General features: G+C 66.3%; 14 protein-coding genes. 10 read left to right on the top strand and 4 right to left on the bottom strand.

Annotated elements, in window-relative coordinates:
- Positions 1–111: 111 nt before the first annotated feature.
- The 9 genes from RTI28_RS10150 (at position 112) to RTI28_RS10110 (ending at position 10,125) form a co-directional block, all read left to right on the top strand.
- Complete coding sequence (locus RTI28_RS10150) at positions 112–1,794, top strand: flavin monoamine oxidase family protein (protein WP_316920331.1); 1,683 nt, start codon at positions 112–114, stop codon at positions 1,792–1,794.
- 13 nt (positions 1,795–1,807) lie between these two features.
- Positions 1,808–2,605: a carbon-nitrogen hydrolase family protein gene (locus tag RTI28_RS10145; protein ID WP_316920330.1), complete on the top strand. Its 798-nt coding sequence runs from the start codon at positions 1,808–1,810 to the stop codon at positions 2,603–2,605.
- Positions 2,606–2,646: 41 nt separating this feature from the next.
- On the top strand, positions 2,647–4,971 hold the full coding sequence (gene pqqF, locus RTI28_RS10140) for a pyrroloquinoline quinone biosynthesis protein PqqF (RefSeq protein WP_316920329.1): 2,325 nt from the start codon (positions 2,647–2,649) through the stop codon (positions 4,969–4,971).
- 160 nt (positions 4,972–5,131) lie between these two features.
- Complete coding sequence (pqqA, locus tag RTI28_RS10135; RefSeq protein ID WP_003243383.1) at positions 5,132–5,203, top strand: pyrroloquinoline quinone precursor peptide PqqA; 72 nt, start codon at positions 5,132–5,134, stop codon at positions 5,201–5,203.
- A 68-nt stretch (positions 5,204–5,271) separates the two neighbouring features.
- On the top strand, positions 5,272–6,183 hold the full coding sequence (pqqB, locus tag RTI28_RS10130; RefSeq protein ID WP_316920328.1) for a pyrroloquinoline quinone biosynthesis protein PqqB: 912 nt from the start codon (positions 5,272–5,274) through the stop codon (positions 6,181–6,183).
- Between the two features lie 8 nt (positions 6,184–6,191).
- Complete coding sequence (gene pqqC / locus RTI28_RS10125; RefSeq protein WP_316920327.1) at positions 6,192–6,947, top strand: pyrroloquinoline-quinone synthase PqqC; 756 nt, start codon at positions 6,192–6,194, stop codon at positions 6,945–6,947.
- Positions 6,944–7,219: a pyrroloquinoline quinone biosynthesis peptide chaperone PqqD gene (pqqD, locus tag RTI28_RS10120; protein ID WP_316920326.1), complete on the top strand. Its 276-nt coding sequence runs from the start codon at positions 6,944–6,946 to the stop codon at positions 7,217–7,219. The genes pqqC and pqqD overlap by 4 nt, the downstream gene beginning before the upstream one ends.
- Positions 7,191–8,351 carry a pyrroloquinoline quinone biosynthesis protein PqqE gene (pqqE, locus tag RTI28_RS10115; protein WP_410478974.1) on the top strand — a complete coding sequence of 387 codons (1,161 nt, stop codon included), beginning with the start codon at positions 7,191–7,193 and terminating at the stop codon, positions 8,349–8,351. Before pqqD ends, pqqE begins: the two co-directional genes overlap by 29 nt.
- Positions 8,317–10,125: a S9 family peptidase gene (locus tag RTI28_RS10110; RefSeq protein WP_316920324.1), complete on the top strand. Its 1,809-nt coding sequence runs from the start codon at positions 8,317–8,319 to the stop codon at positions 10,123–10,125. Before pqqE ends, RTI28_RS10110 begins: the two co-directional genes overlap by 35 nt.
- Positions 10,126–10,174: 49 nt before the next feature.
- On the opposite strand, the gene RTI28_RS10105 is transcribed toward RTI28_RS10110, so the two are convergent.
- The 3 genes from RTI28_RS10105 to RTI28_RS10095 form a co-directional block, all read right to left on the bottom strand.
- Positions 10,175–10,333, bottom strand: a complete 159-nt coding sequence (locus RTI28_RS10105; RefSeq protein WP_042123980.1) for a YqaE/Pmp3 family membrane protein — start codon at positions 10,331–10,333, stop codon at positions 10,175–10,177.
- A 147-nt stretch (positions 10,334–10,480) separates the two neighbouring features.
- Positions 10,481–11,749 (bottom strand): aspartate aminotransferase family protein, encoded by a 1,269-nt coding sequence (locus RTI28_RS10100; RefSeq protein ID WP_316920323.1) that lies wholly within the window; start codon positions 11,747–11,749, stop codon positions 10,481–10,483.
- Positions 11,746–12,444, bottom strand: coding sequence for an MOSC domain-containing protein (locus RTI28_RS10095; RefSeq protein ID WP_316920322.1), 699 nt, complete (start codon positions 12,442–12,444; stop codon positions 11,746–11,748). Before RTI28_RS10095 ends, RTI28_RS10100 begins: the two co-directional genes overlap by 4 nt.
- 103 nt (positions 12,445–12,547) lie before the next feature.
- Between RTI28_RS10095 and RTI28_RS10090 the strand changes: the two genes are divergently transcribed.
- Positions 12,548–13,468, top strand: coding sequence for a LysR family transcriptional regulator (locus RTI28_RS10090; protein ID WP_316920321.1), 921 nt, complete (start codon positions 12,548–12,550; stop codon positions 13,466–13,468).
- Positions 13,469–13,698: 230 nt separating this feature from the next.
- Here the strand turns inward: RTI28_RS10090 and RTI28_RS10085 are convergent, their stop codons facing one another.
- The gene (locus RTI28_RS10085; protein WP_316920320.1) at positions 13,699–15,477 is read right to left on the bottom strand and encodes an acyl-CoA dehydrogenase C-terminal domain-containing protein; all 1,779 of its coding nucleotides are present in this window, start codon (positions 15,475–15,477) and stop codon (positions 13,699–13,701) included.
- Positions 15,478–15,494 lie beyond the last annotated feature (17 nt).

Genomic DNA, 15,494 nt, shown 5'->3' with positions numbered 1-15,494 from the left:
ACGACGACACTCTGCATCTTAATTACGAACACACCCCTCTCTAAAATTGACCCCCAGGCATTTCCTATACTCAGGCTCCGCCTCCCGCGCAGCCCCCTGGCCAGGTCAATCATGAACAAGAACAACCGCCACCCCGCCGACGGCAAGAAACCCATCACCATCTTCGGTCCCGACTTCCCCTTCGCCTTCGACGACTGGATCGAGCACCCCGCCGGCCTGGGCAGCATTCCCGCCGCGCGGCATGGCGAGGAAGTCGCGATCGTCGGTGCCGGGATCGCCGGGCTGGTGGCGGCCTACGAGTTGATGAAGCTGGGCCTCAAGCCGGTGGTCTACGAGGCCTCGAAGATGGGCGGGCGCCTGCGCTCGCAGGCCTTCGCCGGCACCGACGGCATCGTCGCGGAACTGGGCGGGATGCGCTTTCCGGTGTCGTCCACGGCGTTCTACCACTACGTCGACAAACTGGGCCTGGAAACCAGGCCGTTTCCCAACCCGCTGACCCCGGCGTCGGGCAGCACGGTGATCGACCTGGAAGGCAGCACCTACTACGCGGAGAAGATCGCCGACCTGCCGAAACTGTTCCAGGAAGTCGCCGACGCCTGGGCCGATGCCCTGGAGGACGGCGCGCGCTTCGGTGATATCCAGCAGGCGATCCGCGACCGTGACGTCCCGCGTCTGAAGGAACTGTGGAACACCCTGGTGCCGCTGTGGGACGACCGCACCTTCTACGACTTCGTCGCCACCTCGAAATCCTTCGCCAAGCTGAGCTTCCTGCACCGCGAAGTGTTCGGCCAGGTCGGCTTCGGCACCGGCGGCTGGGACTCGGACTTCCCCAACTCGATGCTGGAAATCTTCCGCGTGGTGATGACCAACTGCGACGATCACCAGCACCTCGTGGTCGGCGGCGTCGAGCAGGTGCCGCTGGGCATCTGGAAGCACGTGCCGCAGCGCTGCGCCCACTGGCCGGAAGGTACCAGCCTGGCCTCGCTGCACCGTGGCGCGCCGCGCCCGGGGGTCAAGCGCATCGCGCGCAACGCCGACGGCAGCCTGGCGGTGACCGACAACTGGGGCGACACACGCAACTACGCCGCGGTGCTCACCACCTGCCAGAGCTGGCTGCTGACCACCCAGATCGAATGCGAGGAATCGCTGTTCTCGCAGAAGATGTGGATGGCCCTGGACCGCACCCGCTACATGCAGTCGTCGAAGACCTTCGTCATGGTCGACCGCCCGTTCTGGAAGGACAAGGACCCGGAAACCGGCCGCGACCTGATGAGCATGACCCTCACCGACCGCCTCACCCGCGGCACCTACCTGTTCGACAACGGCGACGACAAGCCGGGGGTGATCTGCCTGTCCTACTCGTGGATGAGCGATGCCCTGAAGATGCTTCCGCACCCGGTGGAGAAGCGCGTCAAGCTGGCCCTCGACGCACTGAAGAAGATCTACCCGAAAGTGGACATCGCCGGGCATATCATCGGCGACCCGATCACCGTGTCGTGGGAGGCCGATCCGTATTTCCTTGGCGCCTTCAAGGGCGCCCTGCCCGGCCACTATCGCTACAACCAGCGCATGTACGCCCACTTCATGCAGCAGGACATGCCCGCCGAGCAGCGCGGCATCTTCATCGCCGGGGACGACGTATCCTGGACGCCGGCATGGGTCGAAGGCGCGGTGCAGACCTCGCTGAACGCGGTTTGGGGCATCATGAAGCACTTCGGTGGCCATACCCACCCCGACAACCCGGGCCCGGGCGATGTGTTCGACGAGATCGGGCCGATCGCCCTGGCCGACTGACAGGAGATTCGCCATGCGTATCGCCCTCTACCAGGGCTCGCCGCAGCCGCTGGACGTTCCCGGCAACCTGGAGCGCCTGCAGCATCAGGCCCAGCTCGCCGCCGCCCGCGGCGCCGAGCTGCTGGTGTGCCCGGAGATGTTCCTCAGCGGCTACAACATCGGCAGCGAAGCCGTCGCACGCCTGGCCGAAGCCGAGGACGGCCCCTCGGCCATGCGCGTGGTGGAAATCGCCCAGGCCAACCGCCTGGCGATCGTCTACGGCTATCCCGAGCAGGCCGACGACGGCCGCGTGTACAACAGCGTGCAACTGATCGACGGCCACGGGCGCAGCCTCGCCAACTACCGCAAGACCCACCTGTTCGGCGGGCTCGACCGGGCCATGTTCAGCCCTGGCGGCAACCACTTCCCGGTGGTCGAGCTGAATGGCTGGAAGGTCGGCATGCTGATCTGCTACGACATCGAGTTCCCGGAGAACGCCCGGCGCCTGGCCAGGGACGGCGCCGAGCTGATCCTGGTGCCGACGGCGAACATGGAGCCCTACGACTTCATCTGCCAGGTCACCGTGCGCAGCCGTGCCCACGAGAACCAGTGCTACCTGGTCTACGCCAACTACTGCGGGGCCGAGGGCGAGATCCGCTACTGCGGGCAGAGCAGCATCGTCGGTCCGGACGGCAGCCTCCTGGCCATGGCCGGACGCGACGACGCGATGCTCTCGGCCGACCTCGACCTGCAACGGGTCCACGAAGGCCGCGCCAGCACCCCCTACCTGCAGGACCTGCGCGCCGAGCTGCACGACGCGCCACAGGGGTAGGTTATCCGCTAGCATGGCGGTTCGCGCGTATCGGAGCCGTCATGTCCCACACTTCCCAGCATCTCATCCTGAGCAACGGCCTGCGGGTCAGGCTGCTGCATGCGCCTCACCTGAAGCGCTGTGCGGCGTTGTTGCGGGTCGAGGCCGGCAGTCATGACGCACCGCTGGCCTATCCCGGCCTTGCACACTTTCTCGAACACCTGTTCTTCCTCGGCACGACGCGCTTCCCGGTAGATGAGGCGCACGCCGCCCCCGTAGGAGCTGGCTTGCCTGCGAAAGGAGCGCGCAGCGGTCCCGGACCTCAGCGCAATCAGGGACCACTGCGCGGTCCTTTCGCAGGCAAGCCAGCTCCTACGACGTCAGCGCACAGTTGCGGGGAGGCACTGATGCGCTACGTCCAGCGCCAGGGCGGACAGCTCAACGCCAGCACCCGCGAGCGCTGCACCGAGTTCTTTTTCGAGGTGCCCTTGACTGCCATGGCCGGCGCGCTGGAGCGGCTGTGCGACATGCTCGCCCATCCGCTGCTGACCCTGGAGCGGCAGCGCGCCGAACGCGAGGTGATCCATGCCGAGTGGGTCGCCTGGTCGGCCAATGCCGAGGCGCAGCGGCAGTACGCGCTGCTGCGCAGCGTCTCCGCGCAGCATCCGCTGAGCGGCTTCCATGCCGGCAACCGCGACACTCTGCCCGTGGACGAGCCGGCATTTCAGCTGGCGCTTGGGGATTTTCATCAGCGCTTCTATCAGGCCGGGCAGATACTGCTGAGCCTGAGCGGACCACAGCCGCTGGAGGAGCTAGAGCGCCTGGCGCAGCAGTATGGCGGGCTCTTCGCGGCGGGCGGGCGCGTCGCCCAGGAGACTCCGCCACCGTTGCTCGACGGCCCGCTGCAAGCGCCGCGGATCGATGGGCAACTGGACCTGCTGCTGGCCCACGAACATTTGCCGGAAGGTGCCGCGGCAGCCATCGAGTACCTCGCCACCTGGATTGCCGACGGCCGGCCTGGCGGCCTGGTCGCCGAACTGCGCGAGCGTGGCTGGCTGGAGGATTTCAGCTTTGCCTCACTCTATGAGTTTGCCGGGCAGGCCTTGCTGCATGCGAAGGTGAAGCTGACTCCTACGGCGGACGCAGGTGAGGTCGAAGCATTGCTGCGCGACTGGCTGGCGTTCTTCCGCGATGCCGATCAGCACGCCCTGCGCCTGGAATATCAGCGCCTGCAAGCGGCACGCGAGCTGAGTGCCAGCGCCCTCGAACTGGCGCGGCGGGACAGCACGGCGCTGCCGCCGAGCACGCAGGTCATCGCGCATCCGGGCGTGTCCCGCCAGCCGTGGCGACTGCCCGAACCGGAGCCTTTGCTGGCGGCGCTCGTACCGTCGCTCGCAGCCGTTGCCGTACCGGCCGGGTTGAACATCAGCCCGGTGCTGCCGGCCTCGCGCCAATACGCCGCGCTATATATCCGCTGGCAGTACGACACACCCGCCGAGCACCTGCGCGACGTCCTGAAACCCCTGATCGAACGCGCCCGCCGTGCCGCCGTGGAACTGCAATGGAACCGCGCCGCCGACAGTTGGCAACTGCGTTGCGCCGGAGCCCCCGCGCCGGTGCTGGCGGTCGTCGGGCAGGCACTGGCGATGCTGGAACAGCCGCCGGCCGCTGGCCCCGGCGATACGCCCGCGCTGATCCCGATTCGGCAACTGATGGAGCAGCTCGCTCATCACCTGCCCAGCCCCACCAGCGGTGGCTGGACCGCACTGGCCACGGGTTTCGACGCGGCGGCGCAGAATGTCCTCGGTCATCTGCTGCAGTCGATTTCCGCTGTACCGGCCCAGCCCCGCGCGCCCGTCCTCGAACCTGGCCGATGGCACTGCCAGGGCGAAGCCGTGGGCGAGCATGCGCTGCTGCTGTTCAATCCGGTCCCCGCTCATGAAGAAGCCACCTGGCGCCTGCTCGCCCAGTTGATCCAGGGCCCGTTCTACCAGCGCCTGCGCAGCGAACTGCAACTGGGCTATGCGGTGTTCAGCACCTATCGGCAGATCCAGGGCCACAACGGCCTGATGTTCGGCGTGCAGTCGCCCAGCGCCGACCACGGCGAGATCCTCGGCCATCTGCGCGCGTTCTTCGCCCGCCCCGCCCCCGTGCTGGCCAGCGCCGGCGAGGCCCTGGCCGGGCAATTCAGCGAGCCGGTCATGGGCAATGCGGAAGTCGCCGAATGGCTGTGGCAAGCGCATCTGGCGGGGAATGCCGATGCCCGCCTTGAGGCCCTGGCCGATGCCATTCTGCAGGTCGACCAGGCGGCCATCGACCGGGCCTGGGCGCAGTTGGCCAGCGAACGGCACTGGCTGATCCTCGCCAACGGCGCCGACTGCCGCTGATTTTTACGACCACGGTAAAAGACCTTTCCGACAGGTTTAACCATTCAGTTAAAAAATATCTTGTAAGATAGCGCAATCCTGGCTATCCGAACCGTCACCCCGCAGGGGGGACTAAATGAGTAGCTGTCCCCCGCCCCACCTATCCGGAAGGAGTAATCCCATGTGGACCAAACCTGCATACACTGACCTGCGTATCGGTTTTGAAGTGACCATGTACTTCGCGAATCGCTGAGTCTTTTCGCGGTACTGCGCCCCGATCATCCGGGGCGTTTTCATTTTCGGACGAGGCGGGAGCCAGCCATGTACATCCAGATTCTAGGTTCCGCCGCCGGTGGTGGATTCCCGCAGTGGAACTGCAACTGCCCCAACTGCAAGGGCTTTCGCGACGGCAGCCTGCGCGCCTCGGCACGGACGCAATCGTCCATCGCCCTGTCCGACGATGGCGAGCACTGGATCCTGTGCAACGCCTCGCCAGACATCCGCGCGCAACTGCAGAGCTTCGCCCCGATGCAACCGGCCCGTGCCCTGCGCGACAGCGGTATTGACGCGATCATCCTGCTCGACAGCCAGATCGACCACACCACCGGCCTGCTCAGCCTGCGCGAAGGCTGCCCGCATCAGGTCTGGTGCACGGAGATGGTCCACCAGGACCTGACCAGCGGCTTTCCCCTGTTCAACATGCTCGAACACTGGAACGGCGGCCTGGACTGGAGGCGCATCGAACTGGACGGCAGCTTCGTCATCGAAGCCTGCCCGAACCTGCGTTTCAGCCCCTTCCCGCTGCGCAGCGCGGCGCCGCCCTACTCGCCGCACCGCTTCGATCCACACCCCGGCGACAACCTCGGCCTGATGGTCGAAGACCTGCGCACGGGCGGCAGACTGTTCTACGCCCCGGGCCTGGGCAAGGTCGACGCCAGCCTGCTGCAACGCATGCACGACGCCGACGTGCTGCTGGTGGACGGCACCCTGTGGGACGATGACGAAATGCAGCGCCGCGGCGTCGGAACCCGCACCGGCAGCGAAATGGGTCACCTGCCGCAGAACGGCCCCGGCGGCATGCTGGAGGTGCTCGAAGGCTTCCCGACCCAGCGCAAGGTGCTTATCCATATCAACAACACCAACCCGATTCTCGACGAGGACTCGGCCGAGCGCGCCGAGCTGGACCGCCGTGGCGTGGAAGTCGCCTTCGACGGCATGAGCATCGAACTCTAGGAGTGGTCATGAGCGACGCGAAACCGCTGTCCCCCGCCGAATTCGAACAGGCCCTGCGGGCCAAGGGCGCCTACTACCACATCCACCACCCTTACCATGTGGCGATGTACGAAGGCCGCGCGACCCGCGAGCAGATCCAGGGCTGGGTCGCCAACCGTTTCTACTACCAGGTGAACATCCCGATGAAGGACGCGGCGATCCTCGCCAACTGCCCGGACCGGGAAGTGCGCCGCGAGTGGATCCAGCGCCTGCTCGACCACGATGGCGCCCCCGGCGAGGACGGTGGCATCGAGGCCTGGCTGCGCCTCGGCCAGGCGGTGGGCCTGGACCCGGACCAGCTGCGCAGCCAGGAGCTGGTGCTGCCCGGGGTGCGTTTTGCCGTAGACGCCTACGTCAACTTCGCCCGCCGCGCCTGCTGGCAGGAAGCGGCCAGCAGCTCGCTGACCGAACTGTTCGCCCCGCAGATCCACCAGTCGCGCCTCGACACCTGGCCGCAGCATTACCCGTGGATCGACCCGGCCGGCTACACCTATTTCCGCACCCGCCTGAGCCAGGCGCGGCGCGATGTCGAGCACGGCCTGAGCATCACCCTCCAGCACTACACGACCGCGGAAGGCCAGCAGCGTATGCTGGAGATTCTCCAGTTCAAGCTGGACATCCTGTGGAGCATGCTCGACGCCATGAGCATGGCCTACGAACTCAACCGCCCGCCCTACCACAGCGTCACCAGCGACAGGGTCTGGCACAAGGGGATCGCGCTATGAGCTTCGACCGCCACCTGACGCCGCGCTGGCGTCCCGGCTACCGCTTCCAGTACGAGCCGGCACAGAAGGCCCACGTGCTGCTCTACCCCGAGGGCATGATCAAGCTCAACGACAGCGCGGCGCTGATCGGCGAACTGATCGACGGCGAGCGCGACGTGGCGGCGATCATCGCCCGGCTCGACGAGAAATTCCCCGGCGTTCCGGAACTGCCTGACGATATCGAGCAATTCATGGAGGTGGCCCGTGCCGAACACTGGATCACCCTTGAGTGAGCAACCCGGCAAGCCCGAGGTCGGCCTGCCCCTGTGGCTGCTGGCCGAGCTGACCTATCGCTGCCCGCTGCAGTGCCCGTACTGCTCCAACCCGCTGGACTTCGCCGAACAGGGCAAGGAACTGACGACCGAGCAGTGGTTCAAGGTGATGGCCGAGGCCCGCGAGATGGGCGCGGCGCAGCTGGGCTTTTCCGGCGGTGAACCGCTGGTGCGCCAGGACCTCGCCGAGCTGATCGGCGAAGGCCGCCGCCTGGGCTACTACACCAACCTGATCACCTCCGGCATCGGCCTGACCGAGGAGAAGATCGCCACCTTCCGCAAGGCGGGCCTGGACCATATCCAGATCAGCTTCCAGGCCAGCGACGAGCAGGTGAACAACCTGCTGGCCGGCTCGAAGAAGGCCTTCGCGCAGAAGCTGGAAATGGCCCGGGCGGTGAAGGCCCAGGGCTATCCGATGGTGCTCAACTTCGTCACCCATCGGCACAATATCGACCGCATCGACCGCATCATCGAGCTGTGCATCGCCCTCGAGGCCGACTTCGTCGAGCTCGCCACCTGCCAGTTCTACGGCTGGGCCCACCTCAACCGGGTCGGCCTGCTGCCGACCAGGGCGCAGCTGGAACGAGCCGAACGCATCACCAACGAGTACCGCGAGCGGCTCAAGGCCGAAGGCAATCCGTGCAAGCTGATCTTCGTCACCCCGGACTACTATGAAGAGCGGCCCAAGGCCTGCATGAACGGCTGGGGCAGCGTGTTCCTCACGGTCACCCCGGACGGCACCGCCCTGCCCTGCCACGGCGCCCGCCAGTTGCCGGTGCAGTTCCCCAACGTGCGCGAGCACAGCATGCAGCACATCTGGTACGACTCCTTCGGTTTCAACCGCTATCGTGGTTACGACTGGATGCCGGAACCGTGCCGCTCCTGCGACGAGAAGGAACGGGACTTCGGCGGCTGCCGCTGCCAGGCCTTCATGTTGACCGGAGACGCCAGCAAGGCCGACCCGGTATGCGGCAAATCGGCGGACCATGGCATCATCCTCGCGACAAGGGAGGAGGCCGAAACCGCCGCCCTGACCATCAAGGAGATGACCTTCCGCAATGACCGCAACTCACGACTCATCGCCCGCGGCTGAGCGCTTCAGCGCCGAACAGGCCGTCGCGGCCGGCACCGACTTCGCTGACCTGCAGGTGGGCCGGCACGGCCTGTTCTGGAACGAATTCCGGCCCCGCGACGGCGCCTGCCGGATCTGGCACTGGCGCGACGGCCAGGCCCGCTGCCTGACCCCCGACGGCTTCAGCGTGCGCAGCCGGGTCTACGAATATGGCGGGCGCTCCTTCTGCCTGAGCGATGACGGCCTGGTGTTCGTCAACGAGGCGGACCAGCAGTTGTATCGACAGACCCTGGACGGTGGCCAGCCGCAAGCGCTGAGCGAAGGCGAACGCCGCTATGGCGATCTGCTCTGGGCCGACGGGCGCGTGCTGGCGGTGGAGGAAAGCGGCACCACGCACCGCCTGGTGGCGATCACCGAGCAGGGGCGCGAGGTGCTGGCCGAAGGCGCGGATTTCTACGCCTCGCCGACCCTGAGCGACGATGCCCGGCGCCTGGCCTGGATCGAGTGGAGCCGCCCCGAACAGCCCTGGACCGCGACCCGCCTGTACGTGCGCGAAGCCGATGGCGAAACCCGCTGCATCGCCGGCGACAGCGGCCCGGCGCAGTCCCTGCAGCAACCGCGCTTCGATGCCGAGGGTCGGCTGCATTGCCTGTCCGACCTGAACGGCTTCTGGCAACCCTGGGGCGAAACCGCGCAAGGCTGGCAGGCGCTGCCGGCCGCGCCTGCCGACCATGCCGCGGCGCCCTGGCAACTGGGGGCCAGCACCTGGCGGCCGGTGGATCAGGGCTATCTCGCCACCTGGTTCGACAACGGCTTCTCGCGCCTCGGCCTGCGCAAGGCCGATGGCGAGCTTGAGGCCTTCGTCAGCGACTACAGCCGCTTGCGCTGCCTGGATCTGGACCGCGACTTCATCTACGCCATCGCCGCGTCGCCAGTCCTGCCGGCGGCGGTGATCGCCATCGACCGCCGCGATCATGCCGTGCAGGTGCTGGCGGGGGGCGTGGCGCCGTTGCCCGCCGAGCGTATCAGTCGGCCGCGCGGTTTCAGTTACCCCAGTGGGGATGGCGAGGCCCATGGCTTCTTCTATCCGGCGATGAGCGGTCGCAAGCCGGCGCCGCTGATCGTCTTCGTCCATGGCGGGCCGACCTCGGCCTGCTATCCGGTGCTCGATCCGCGTATCCAGTACTGGGCCCAGCGCGGGTTCGCCGTGGCCGATCTCAACTATCGCGGCAGCAGCGGCTACGGCCGCGCGTACCGCCAGGCGCTGCACCTGCGCTGGGGCGAGATCGACGTGGAAGACGCCTGTGCGGCGGTACTGCATCTGGCGGCTGAAGGCTTGATCGATCCGTACCAGGCGTTCATTCGTGGCGGCAGTGCCGGTGGCTACACCACGCTCTGCGCCCTGGCGTTCCAGGATGTGTTCCGTGGCGGCGCCAGCCTGTACGGGGTCAGCGATCCGCAGGCACTGGCTCGGGCCACCCACAAGTTCGAAGGCGACTACCTGGACTGGCTGATCGGCGATCCCGAGCGCGACGCCGAGCGCTACCGCGAACGCACGCCGTTACTGCATGCGGGGAATATCCGCGTGCCGGTGATCTTCTTCCAGGGCGAGCTGGATGCGGTGGTGGTGCCGGAGCAGACGCGCGCGATGCTGAGGGCATTGAAGGCCAATGGCGTCGAGGCCCAGGGGCATTTCTATCCGACGGAGCGGCATGGCTTCAGGATGGCGGAGAACCTGGCGCATGCGCTGGAAGAGGAATGGAAGTTCTATCGCAAAGTGCTGGATCGCGAGTAGTAGGAGCGTGGCTTGCCCGCGAAGGACCGCAAAGCGGTCCCGATACACCTCACCGCTTGGCGATGATGTACACCGCATGCACGATCCCCGGGATATACCCCAGCAGGGTCAGCAGGATATTCAGCCAGAACGCCCCGCCAAAGCCGACCTGCAGAAACACCCCCAGCGGCGGCAGCAGGATTGCGAAGATGATGCGGATCAGGTCCATGGAAACGCTCCCAAGTTGATGTTCCTGTTCTGACTCTGGCCCACCCTCGACGGTTCCGCTTGTTTCCTCCTGCAAAAAAAACGCCCCAGGCCAAAAACAACAGGCCCGGGGCGACGCGCAGACACGCGAGACGGTTCGTCAGATTCGTTACGAGCGGCGCTGGCGGCTCAGTTGCGCGGTGTGCACACGGGCGAAGGCCCGGGCCAGGCGCAGCAGCATTTCGTCGATGTTGCCGTGGCTGACGGTCAGCGCCGGCGAAAAGCGCAGTACATGGGGCTGCGGTGCGTTGAGCAGCAGGCCTTCCTGCAGCGCCGCCCTGACCACCTGCGCCGCCAGCGGCTCGGGCAGCTCCAGGCCCCAGAGCAGACCCTGGCCGCGCACCTCACCCAGGCCATAGCGGCCGGCCAGACGGCTGAGGCCGTCGCGCAGGTGCCACCCGGCATCCCGAACCTGCTCGAAGAACCCGGTCTCCAACACGGTCTCCAGCACGGCCAGGCCAGCGGCGCTCATCAGCGCATTGCCGTGGTGACTGCCCTCCAGCTCACCGGCTTCGGCGCAGCAGGCGCTACCGCGGGCCAGCAACGCGGCGATCGGCACGCCGCCGCCCAGGCCCTTGCCGAGGGTGAGGATATCGGCGCGCACCCCGTAGGTTTCCTCGGCCAGCAAGGCGCCGCAGCGGCCCATGCCGGTCTGCACCTCATCGAGGATCAGCAGGATGCCCAGCTCGCGGCACAGGCGTTCGACACCCTTGAGGTAATGCCGGGTCGCCGGAATCACCCCGGCTTCGCCCTGGATCGGTTCGAGCATGATCGCCACGGTGCGCGAATCCACCGCCGCGTGCAGCGCCGCCAGGTCGTTGAACGGCACCTTGCTGAAGCCCGGCAGGCCCGGCTCGCAGCGATTGCACGGCAGCGGGTCGGAGGCCGACAGGGCGCCGAGGCTACGCCCGTGGCTGCCCTGGCTGGCGGTGATGATGTGATAGGCGCCGTTGCGATGCCGCTGGCCCCATTTGCGCGCCAGCTTGATCGCGCCCTCGCAGGCCTCGGCACCACTGTTGAGCAGGTGGGCCTGGTCGCTGCCGGTGCTTTGGCACAGCAGGTTGACCAGCTTCAGGTGACCACGGTTGTGAAAGCCCGCCCCCGAGTTGATCAGGGCCTGGGCCTGCCCGCTCAAGGCCTGGACCAGCGCCTTGGGACTGTGGCCTAGGCTGTTGACCGCATTGCCCTGGGTGAAATCGAGGAAGGCGCGGCCTTCGCTGTCCCACAGCCAGGAGCCCTGGCCACGCACGAACAGCTGTTCGGCGCGCTGGGTCGCGGGCATCAGGCCGTCCCGCGAAAGCGGATCGACGGGGTCGGCCGGCACCGGCGTTTGCTCGACAATCGGCGCCGCCTGGCGTCTGAGGTTGAACAGGTTCATGCGCGCAGTCCTTCCAGCGGCAGGCCGAGCAGACGGGCGCTCCAGTCCTCGATCCGGCCGGTGCGCAGGCGCTTGATCGCGATATCGCGCCAGCGTGACGACAGGGCCGGACAATCCACCAGTTTCTTCAAACCCGCATGCTCCAGAGGTTCACGGTAAAAAGCGTGCAGCGCCCAGGCCACGGTCAGGCCCGGATAGCTGCGCTGTATCAGTTCGAACGGTTCGTCGGCGCTGACAAAGCCGGGCTTCAGCACCCGGTAGAACCAGCCGCAGCGCCCGCTGTCCTGGGCCAACTGCGGCAGCTCCGGCAGACCCCAGCGATGGCTGAGGCGATAGCACGGCGAGCGCGGCTGGCTGATCTGCAGCAACGCGCCCCCCCAGCGGAACAGGTCGCCCAGGCACACGTCGTGCTCGTCGATACCGTGGGTCGACAGGTTCTCGCCGAAGGCCGGGGCCTGCCAGGCGATCTGTGGATAACGTTTCCGCCACCAGGCGTAGTGCTCGGCCGGATAGTGGTGCAGGGCCCGTTCCGGGCCGGTATGGAAACGTGGGTCGCCGTGTTCGTCGCTTCCCAGCCCCTGCGGCCATAACCACAGCCGTCGCGCAACCTCTTCCTTATCGATATCGGTCATCAAGCCATAACCGAGATTTTTAGCCTTGCCTATGTAAACGCCATCCACATGTACGCTGTTCATCGCGCCCTCTGGGCCTGTAAACCTTGTGAATACGGGCGTAGAGTAGGCGCGCCGGGCCCTTGCGGCCATTTCGTTTTTCGAGCATTTTCGATAAGTAAGCCTTATGGATTTTCGCCAACTGCGTTATTTCGTCGCGGTGTATGAGGAAGGCCATGTCGGCCGCGCCGCCGAACGCCTGTCCCTGTCCCAGCCGGCGCTGTCGCAGCAGATCCGCCAACTGGAGCACAGCCTCGACGTCAGCCTGTTCGAGCGCGGCAACAAACGCCTGTTGCCGACCCTGGCCGCGCATACCCTGTACAACCACGCCCTGCCCCTGCTCGACGGCATGCAGCGCGCCCGCGACGCCCTGCGCAACTTCAAGGGCCAGGCCCTGCGCACCCTGGCCATCGGCGTGCTGCAGACCGTGCGGCCGAGCCTGGTGCCGCAACTGCTCGACCGTGTGCGCAAGGCGCAGCCGCATCTTGTGGTGCAGATCTACGAGCTTTCCGGACTGGAGATCGAACGGCGCCTGCTCAATGGCAGCCTGGATATCGGCATCAGCTACCTGCCGCCACGCCAGCCGGGGCTGCATGGCCTGCTGCTGTACGAGGACGAGCTGCAGGTGGTGATTCCGCACACCCACCCGTTGCGCGAGTTCAAGAAGGTCTCGCTGAAACAGGCCGCCGAACTGCCGATGATCCTGCTGGGCGAGGAATTCCAGGTACGCCAGATCTGGCAGGGCCAGTTGGCCAACCTGGGACGGCGCCCGCAGGTACAGGCGGAGATGAACAACATGGGCGGGATACTCGACAGCCTGCCGCACACCTCGCTGGCCACGGTGCTGCCGGGCCGGGCGCAGGAAGCCTCGGCAGATGCGCAGTTGCTGTGGAAACCGCTGAGCGAACCCCGGGTGCCGCTGAAGGTGGGCCTGGTGTTTCGCGATGCGCAGCGCCAGCAGGCTTCGGTGGAGTTGCTGCGGACCCTGCTGGAGGAAGAGATCGACCCGCGGCAGATGGGTGTCTCACCGCTGGACGTGCTCGGATAAAAACGCGGGCAAAAGAAAACCCCGCCGAAGCGGGGTTTTACAGACTGTTTCCCTTTGACTTCCTTTTCGCCCCGCCATCCTGGGCAGGTCTCCTTAATTCCGTCCTTGTGATGTACTTTGCGCGTCCTGCGCTTCGTCCATGTGAGAAAGATTAACTGTGGATCCAATTTTCGGGAAGAGCCTAAAAGTCACCACGTCATGTAAGCAAATGCTTACATGACGCCCTCACCTCAGAACTGCTCCGCATCCAGCAGATACAGCGATTCACTGCCCGCTTTCACCGAGGCGGACAGCGACTGCAGACGCGGCAGCAGACGGGCGAAGTAGAAGCGCGCGGTACCCAGCTTGCTGGCGTAGAAGCTGTCCTCGCCCTGCTTGTCCAGCGCCGTGCGCGCCATCAGTGCCCACATGTAGGCATAGGCGGTGTAGCCGAAGGCGTGCAGGTACTCGACCGACGCGGCGCCGATCTCGTTGGGGTTGCCCTTGGCGCGGTCGAGCACCCAGGCGGTCAGGCTGTCGAGATCGTCCAGGGCGGCATTCAGCGGTTTGACGAACTCGCCGAGCTCGCTGCCGGCGCTGGCGGTGAACTGACGAATCTCATCGGTGAACAGCTTGTAGAAGGCACCGCCGCTGCCGACGATCTTGCGACCCATCAGGTCCAGGGCCTGGATACCGTTGGTCCCTTCGTAGATCTGGGTGATGCGCACATCACGCACCAGTTGCTCCTGGCCCCACTCGCGGATATAGCCGTGGCCGCCGAAGACCTGCTGGCCATGTACCGTGGTTTCGAAGCCGACATCGGTCAGGAAGGCCTTGGACACCGGCGTCAGCAGCGCCACCAGGTCTTCCGCGCGCTTGCGGGTGGCGGCGTCTTCGCTGTACTTGGCGGTGTCCAACTGCATCGCCACGTAGGTGGAGAACGCCCGGCCGCCTTCGTTCAGGGCCTTCATGGTCAGCAGCATGCGGCGCACGTCCGGGTGGACGATGATCGGGTCGGCAGCCTTGTCCTTGGCCTGCGGGCCGGTCGGCGCGCGGCTCTGCAGACGGTCGCGGGCATATTCCACGGCGTTCTGGTAGGAGCGCTCGGCCGAGGCCAGGCCCTGGATACCGACGCCCAGACGCTCGTAGTTCATCATGGTGAACATCGCCGCCAGGCCCTTGTTCGGCTCGCCGACCAGGTAGCCGGTGGCTTCGTCGAAGTTCATCACGCAGGTCGAGGAGGCCAGGATGCCCATCTTGTGTTCGATCGAACCGCAGTTGGCCGGGTTGCGCGCGCCCAGGCTGCCGTCGGCGTTGACCAGGAACTTCGGCACCAGGAACAGCGAGATGCCCTTCGGCCCGGCCGGGGCATCCGGCAGCTTGGCCAGTACCAGGTGGATGATGTTCTCGGTGAGGTCGTGCTCGCCGCCGGTGATGAAGATCTTCGTCCCGCTGACCTTGTAGCTGCCGTCAGCCTGCGGCTCGGCGCGGGTACGGATGATGCCCAGGTCGGTACCGGCATGGGGCTCGGTGAGGCACATGGAACCGGCCCAGACGCCGGCGTACATGTTCGGCAGGTACTTTTCCTTGAGCTCTTCGCTGGCGTGGGCGTTGATCGACAGGCAGGCGCCGGCGGTCAGCATCGGGTACAGGCCGAAGGCCAGGCTCGACGAGTTGACCATTTCCTCGACCTGGGCCGAGATCACCTTGGGCATGCCCATGCCGCCATACACCGGGTCGCCACCGACACCGACCCAGCCGCCTTCGGCGTAGGTCTGGTAGGCCTCGACGAAACCGGCCGGGGTACGCACCACGCCGTTGTCCCAGTGGCAGCCTTCCTCGTCGGCGGCGCGGCTCAGCGGCGCGATGGTCTTGCTGGTGACCTTGCCGGCCTCTTCCAGCACCGCCAAGGCGGTGTCTTCGTCCACCGCTTCGGCCAGTCCGGGCAGGACTGCCCACAGTTTGGAGACTTCGAAGACTTCATTGAGGACGAAGCGCATATCGCGCAGCGGCGCTTTATAGTCAGCCATGGCAACCTCTCACACCT

This window comes from Pseudomonas sp. zfem002, from assembly GCF_032621685.1.
Lineage (GTDB): Bacteria > Pseudomonadota > Gammaproteobacteria > Pseudomonadales > Pseudomonadaceae > Aquipseudomonas > Aquipseudomonas japonica.
The sequence above is the reverse complement of the archived record's forward strand: the minus strand, read 5'-3'. Positions and strand labels throughout refer to the sequence as shown.

Bases quoted from the DNA above. Each gene is read 5' to 3' on its own strand.
- pqqB (WP_316920328.1), top strand. From the start codon at position 5,272: ATGTACATCCAGATTCTAGGTTCCGCCGCCGGTGGTGGATTCCCGCAG.
- RTI28_RS10110 (WP_316920324.1), top strand. From the start codon at position 8,317: ATGACCGCAACTCACGACTCATCGCCCGCGGCTGAGCGCTTCAGCGCC.
- RTI28_RS10150 (WP_316920331.1), top strand. From the start codon at position 112: ATGAACAAGAACAACCGCCACCCCGCCGACGGCAAGAAACCCATCACC.
- RTI28_RS10095 (WP_316920322.1), bottom strand. From the start codon at position 12,444: ATGAACAGCGTACATGTGGATGGCGTTTACATAGGCAAGGCTAAAAAT.
- RTI28_RS10090 (WP_316920321.1), top strand. From the start codon at position 12,548: ATGGATTTTCGCCAACTGCGTTATTTCGTCGCGGTGTATGAGGAAGGC.
- RTI28_RS10100 (WP_316920323.1), bottom strand. From the start codon at position 11,749: ATGAACCTGTTCAACCTCAGACGCCAGGCGGCGCCGATTGTCGAGCAA.
- RTI28_RS10145 (WP_316920330.1), top strand. From the start codon at position 1,808: ATGCGTATCGCCCTCTACCAGGGCTCGCCGCAGCCGCTGGACGTTCCC.
- RTI28_RS10085 (WP_316920320.1), bottom strand. From the start codon at position 15,477: ATGGCTGACTATAAAGCGCCGCTGCGCGATATGCGCTTCGTCCTCAAT.
- RTI28_RS10105 (WP_042123980.1), bottom strand. From the start codon at position 10,333: ATGGACCTGATCCGCATCATCTTCGCAATCCTGCTGCCGCCGCTGGGG.
- pqqD (WP_316920326.1), top strand. From the start codon at position 6,944: ATGAGCTTCGACCGCCACCTGACGCCGCGCTGGCGTCCCGGCTACCGC.
- pqqC (WP_316920327.1), top strand. From the start codon at position 6,192: ATGAGCGACGCGAAACCGCTGTCCCCCGCCGAATTCGAACAGGCCCTG.
- pqqF (WP_316920329.1), top strand. From the start codon at position 2,647: ATGTCCCACACTTCCCAGCATCTCATCCTGAGCAACGGCCTGCGGGTC.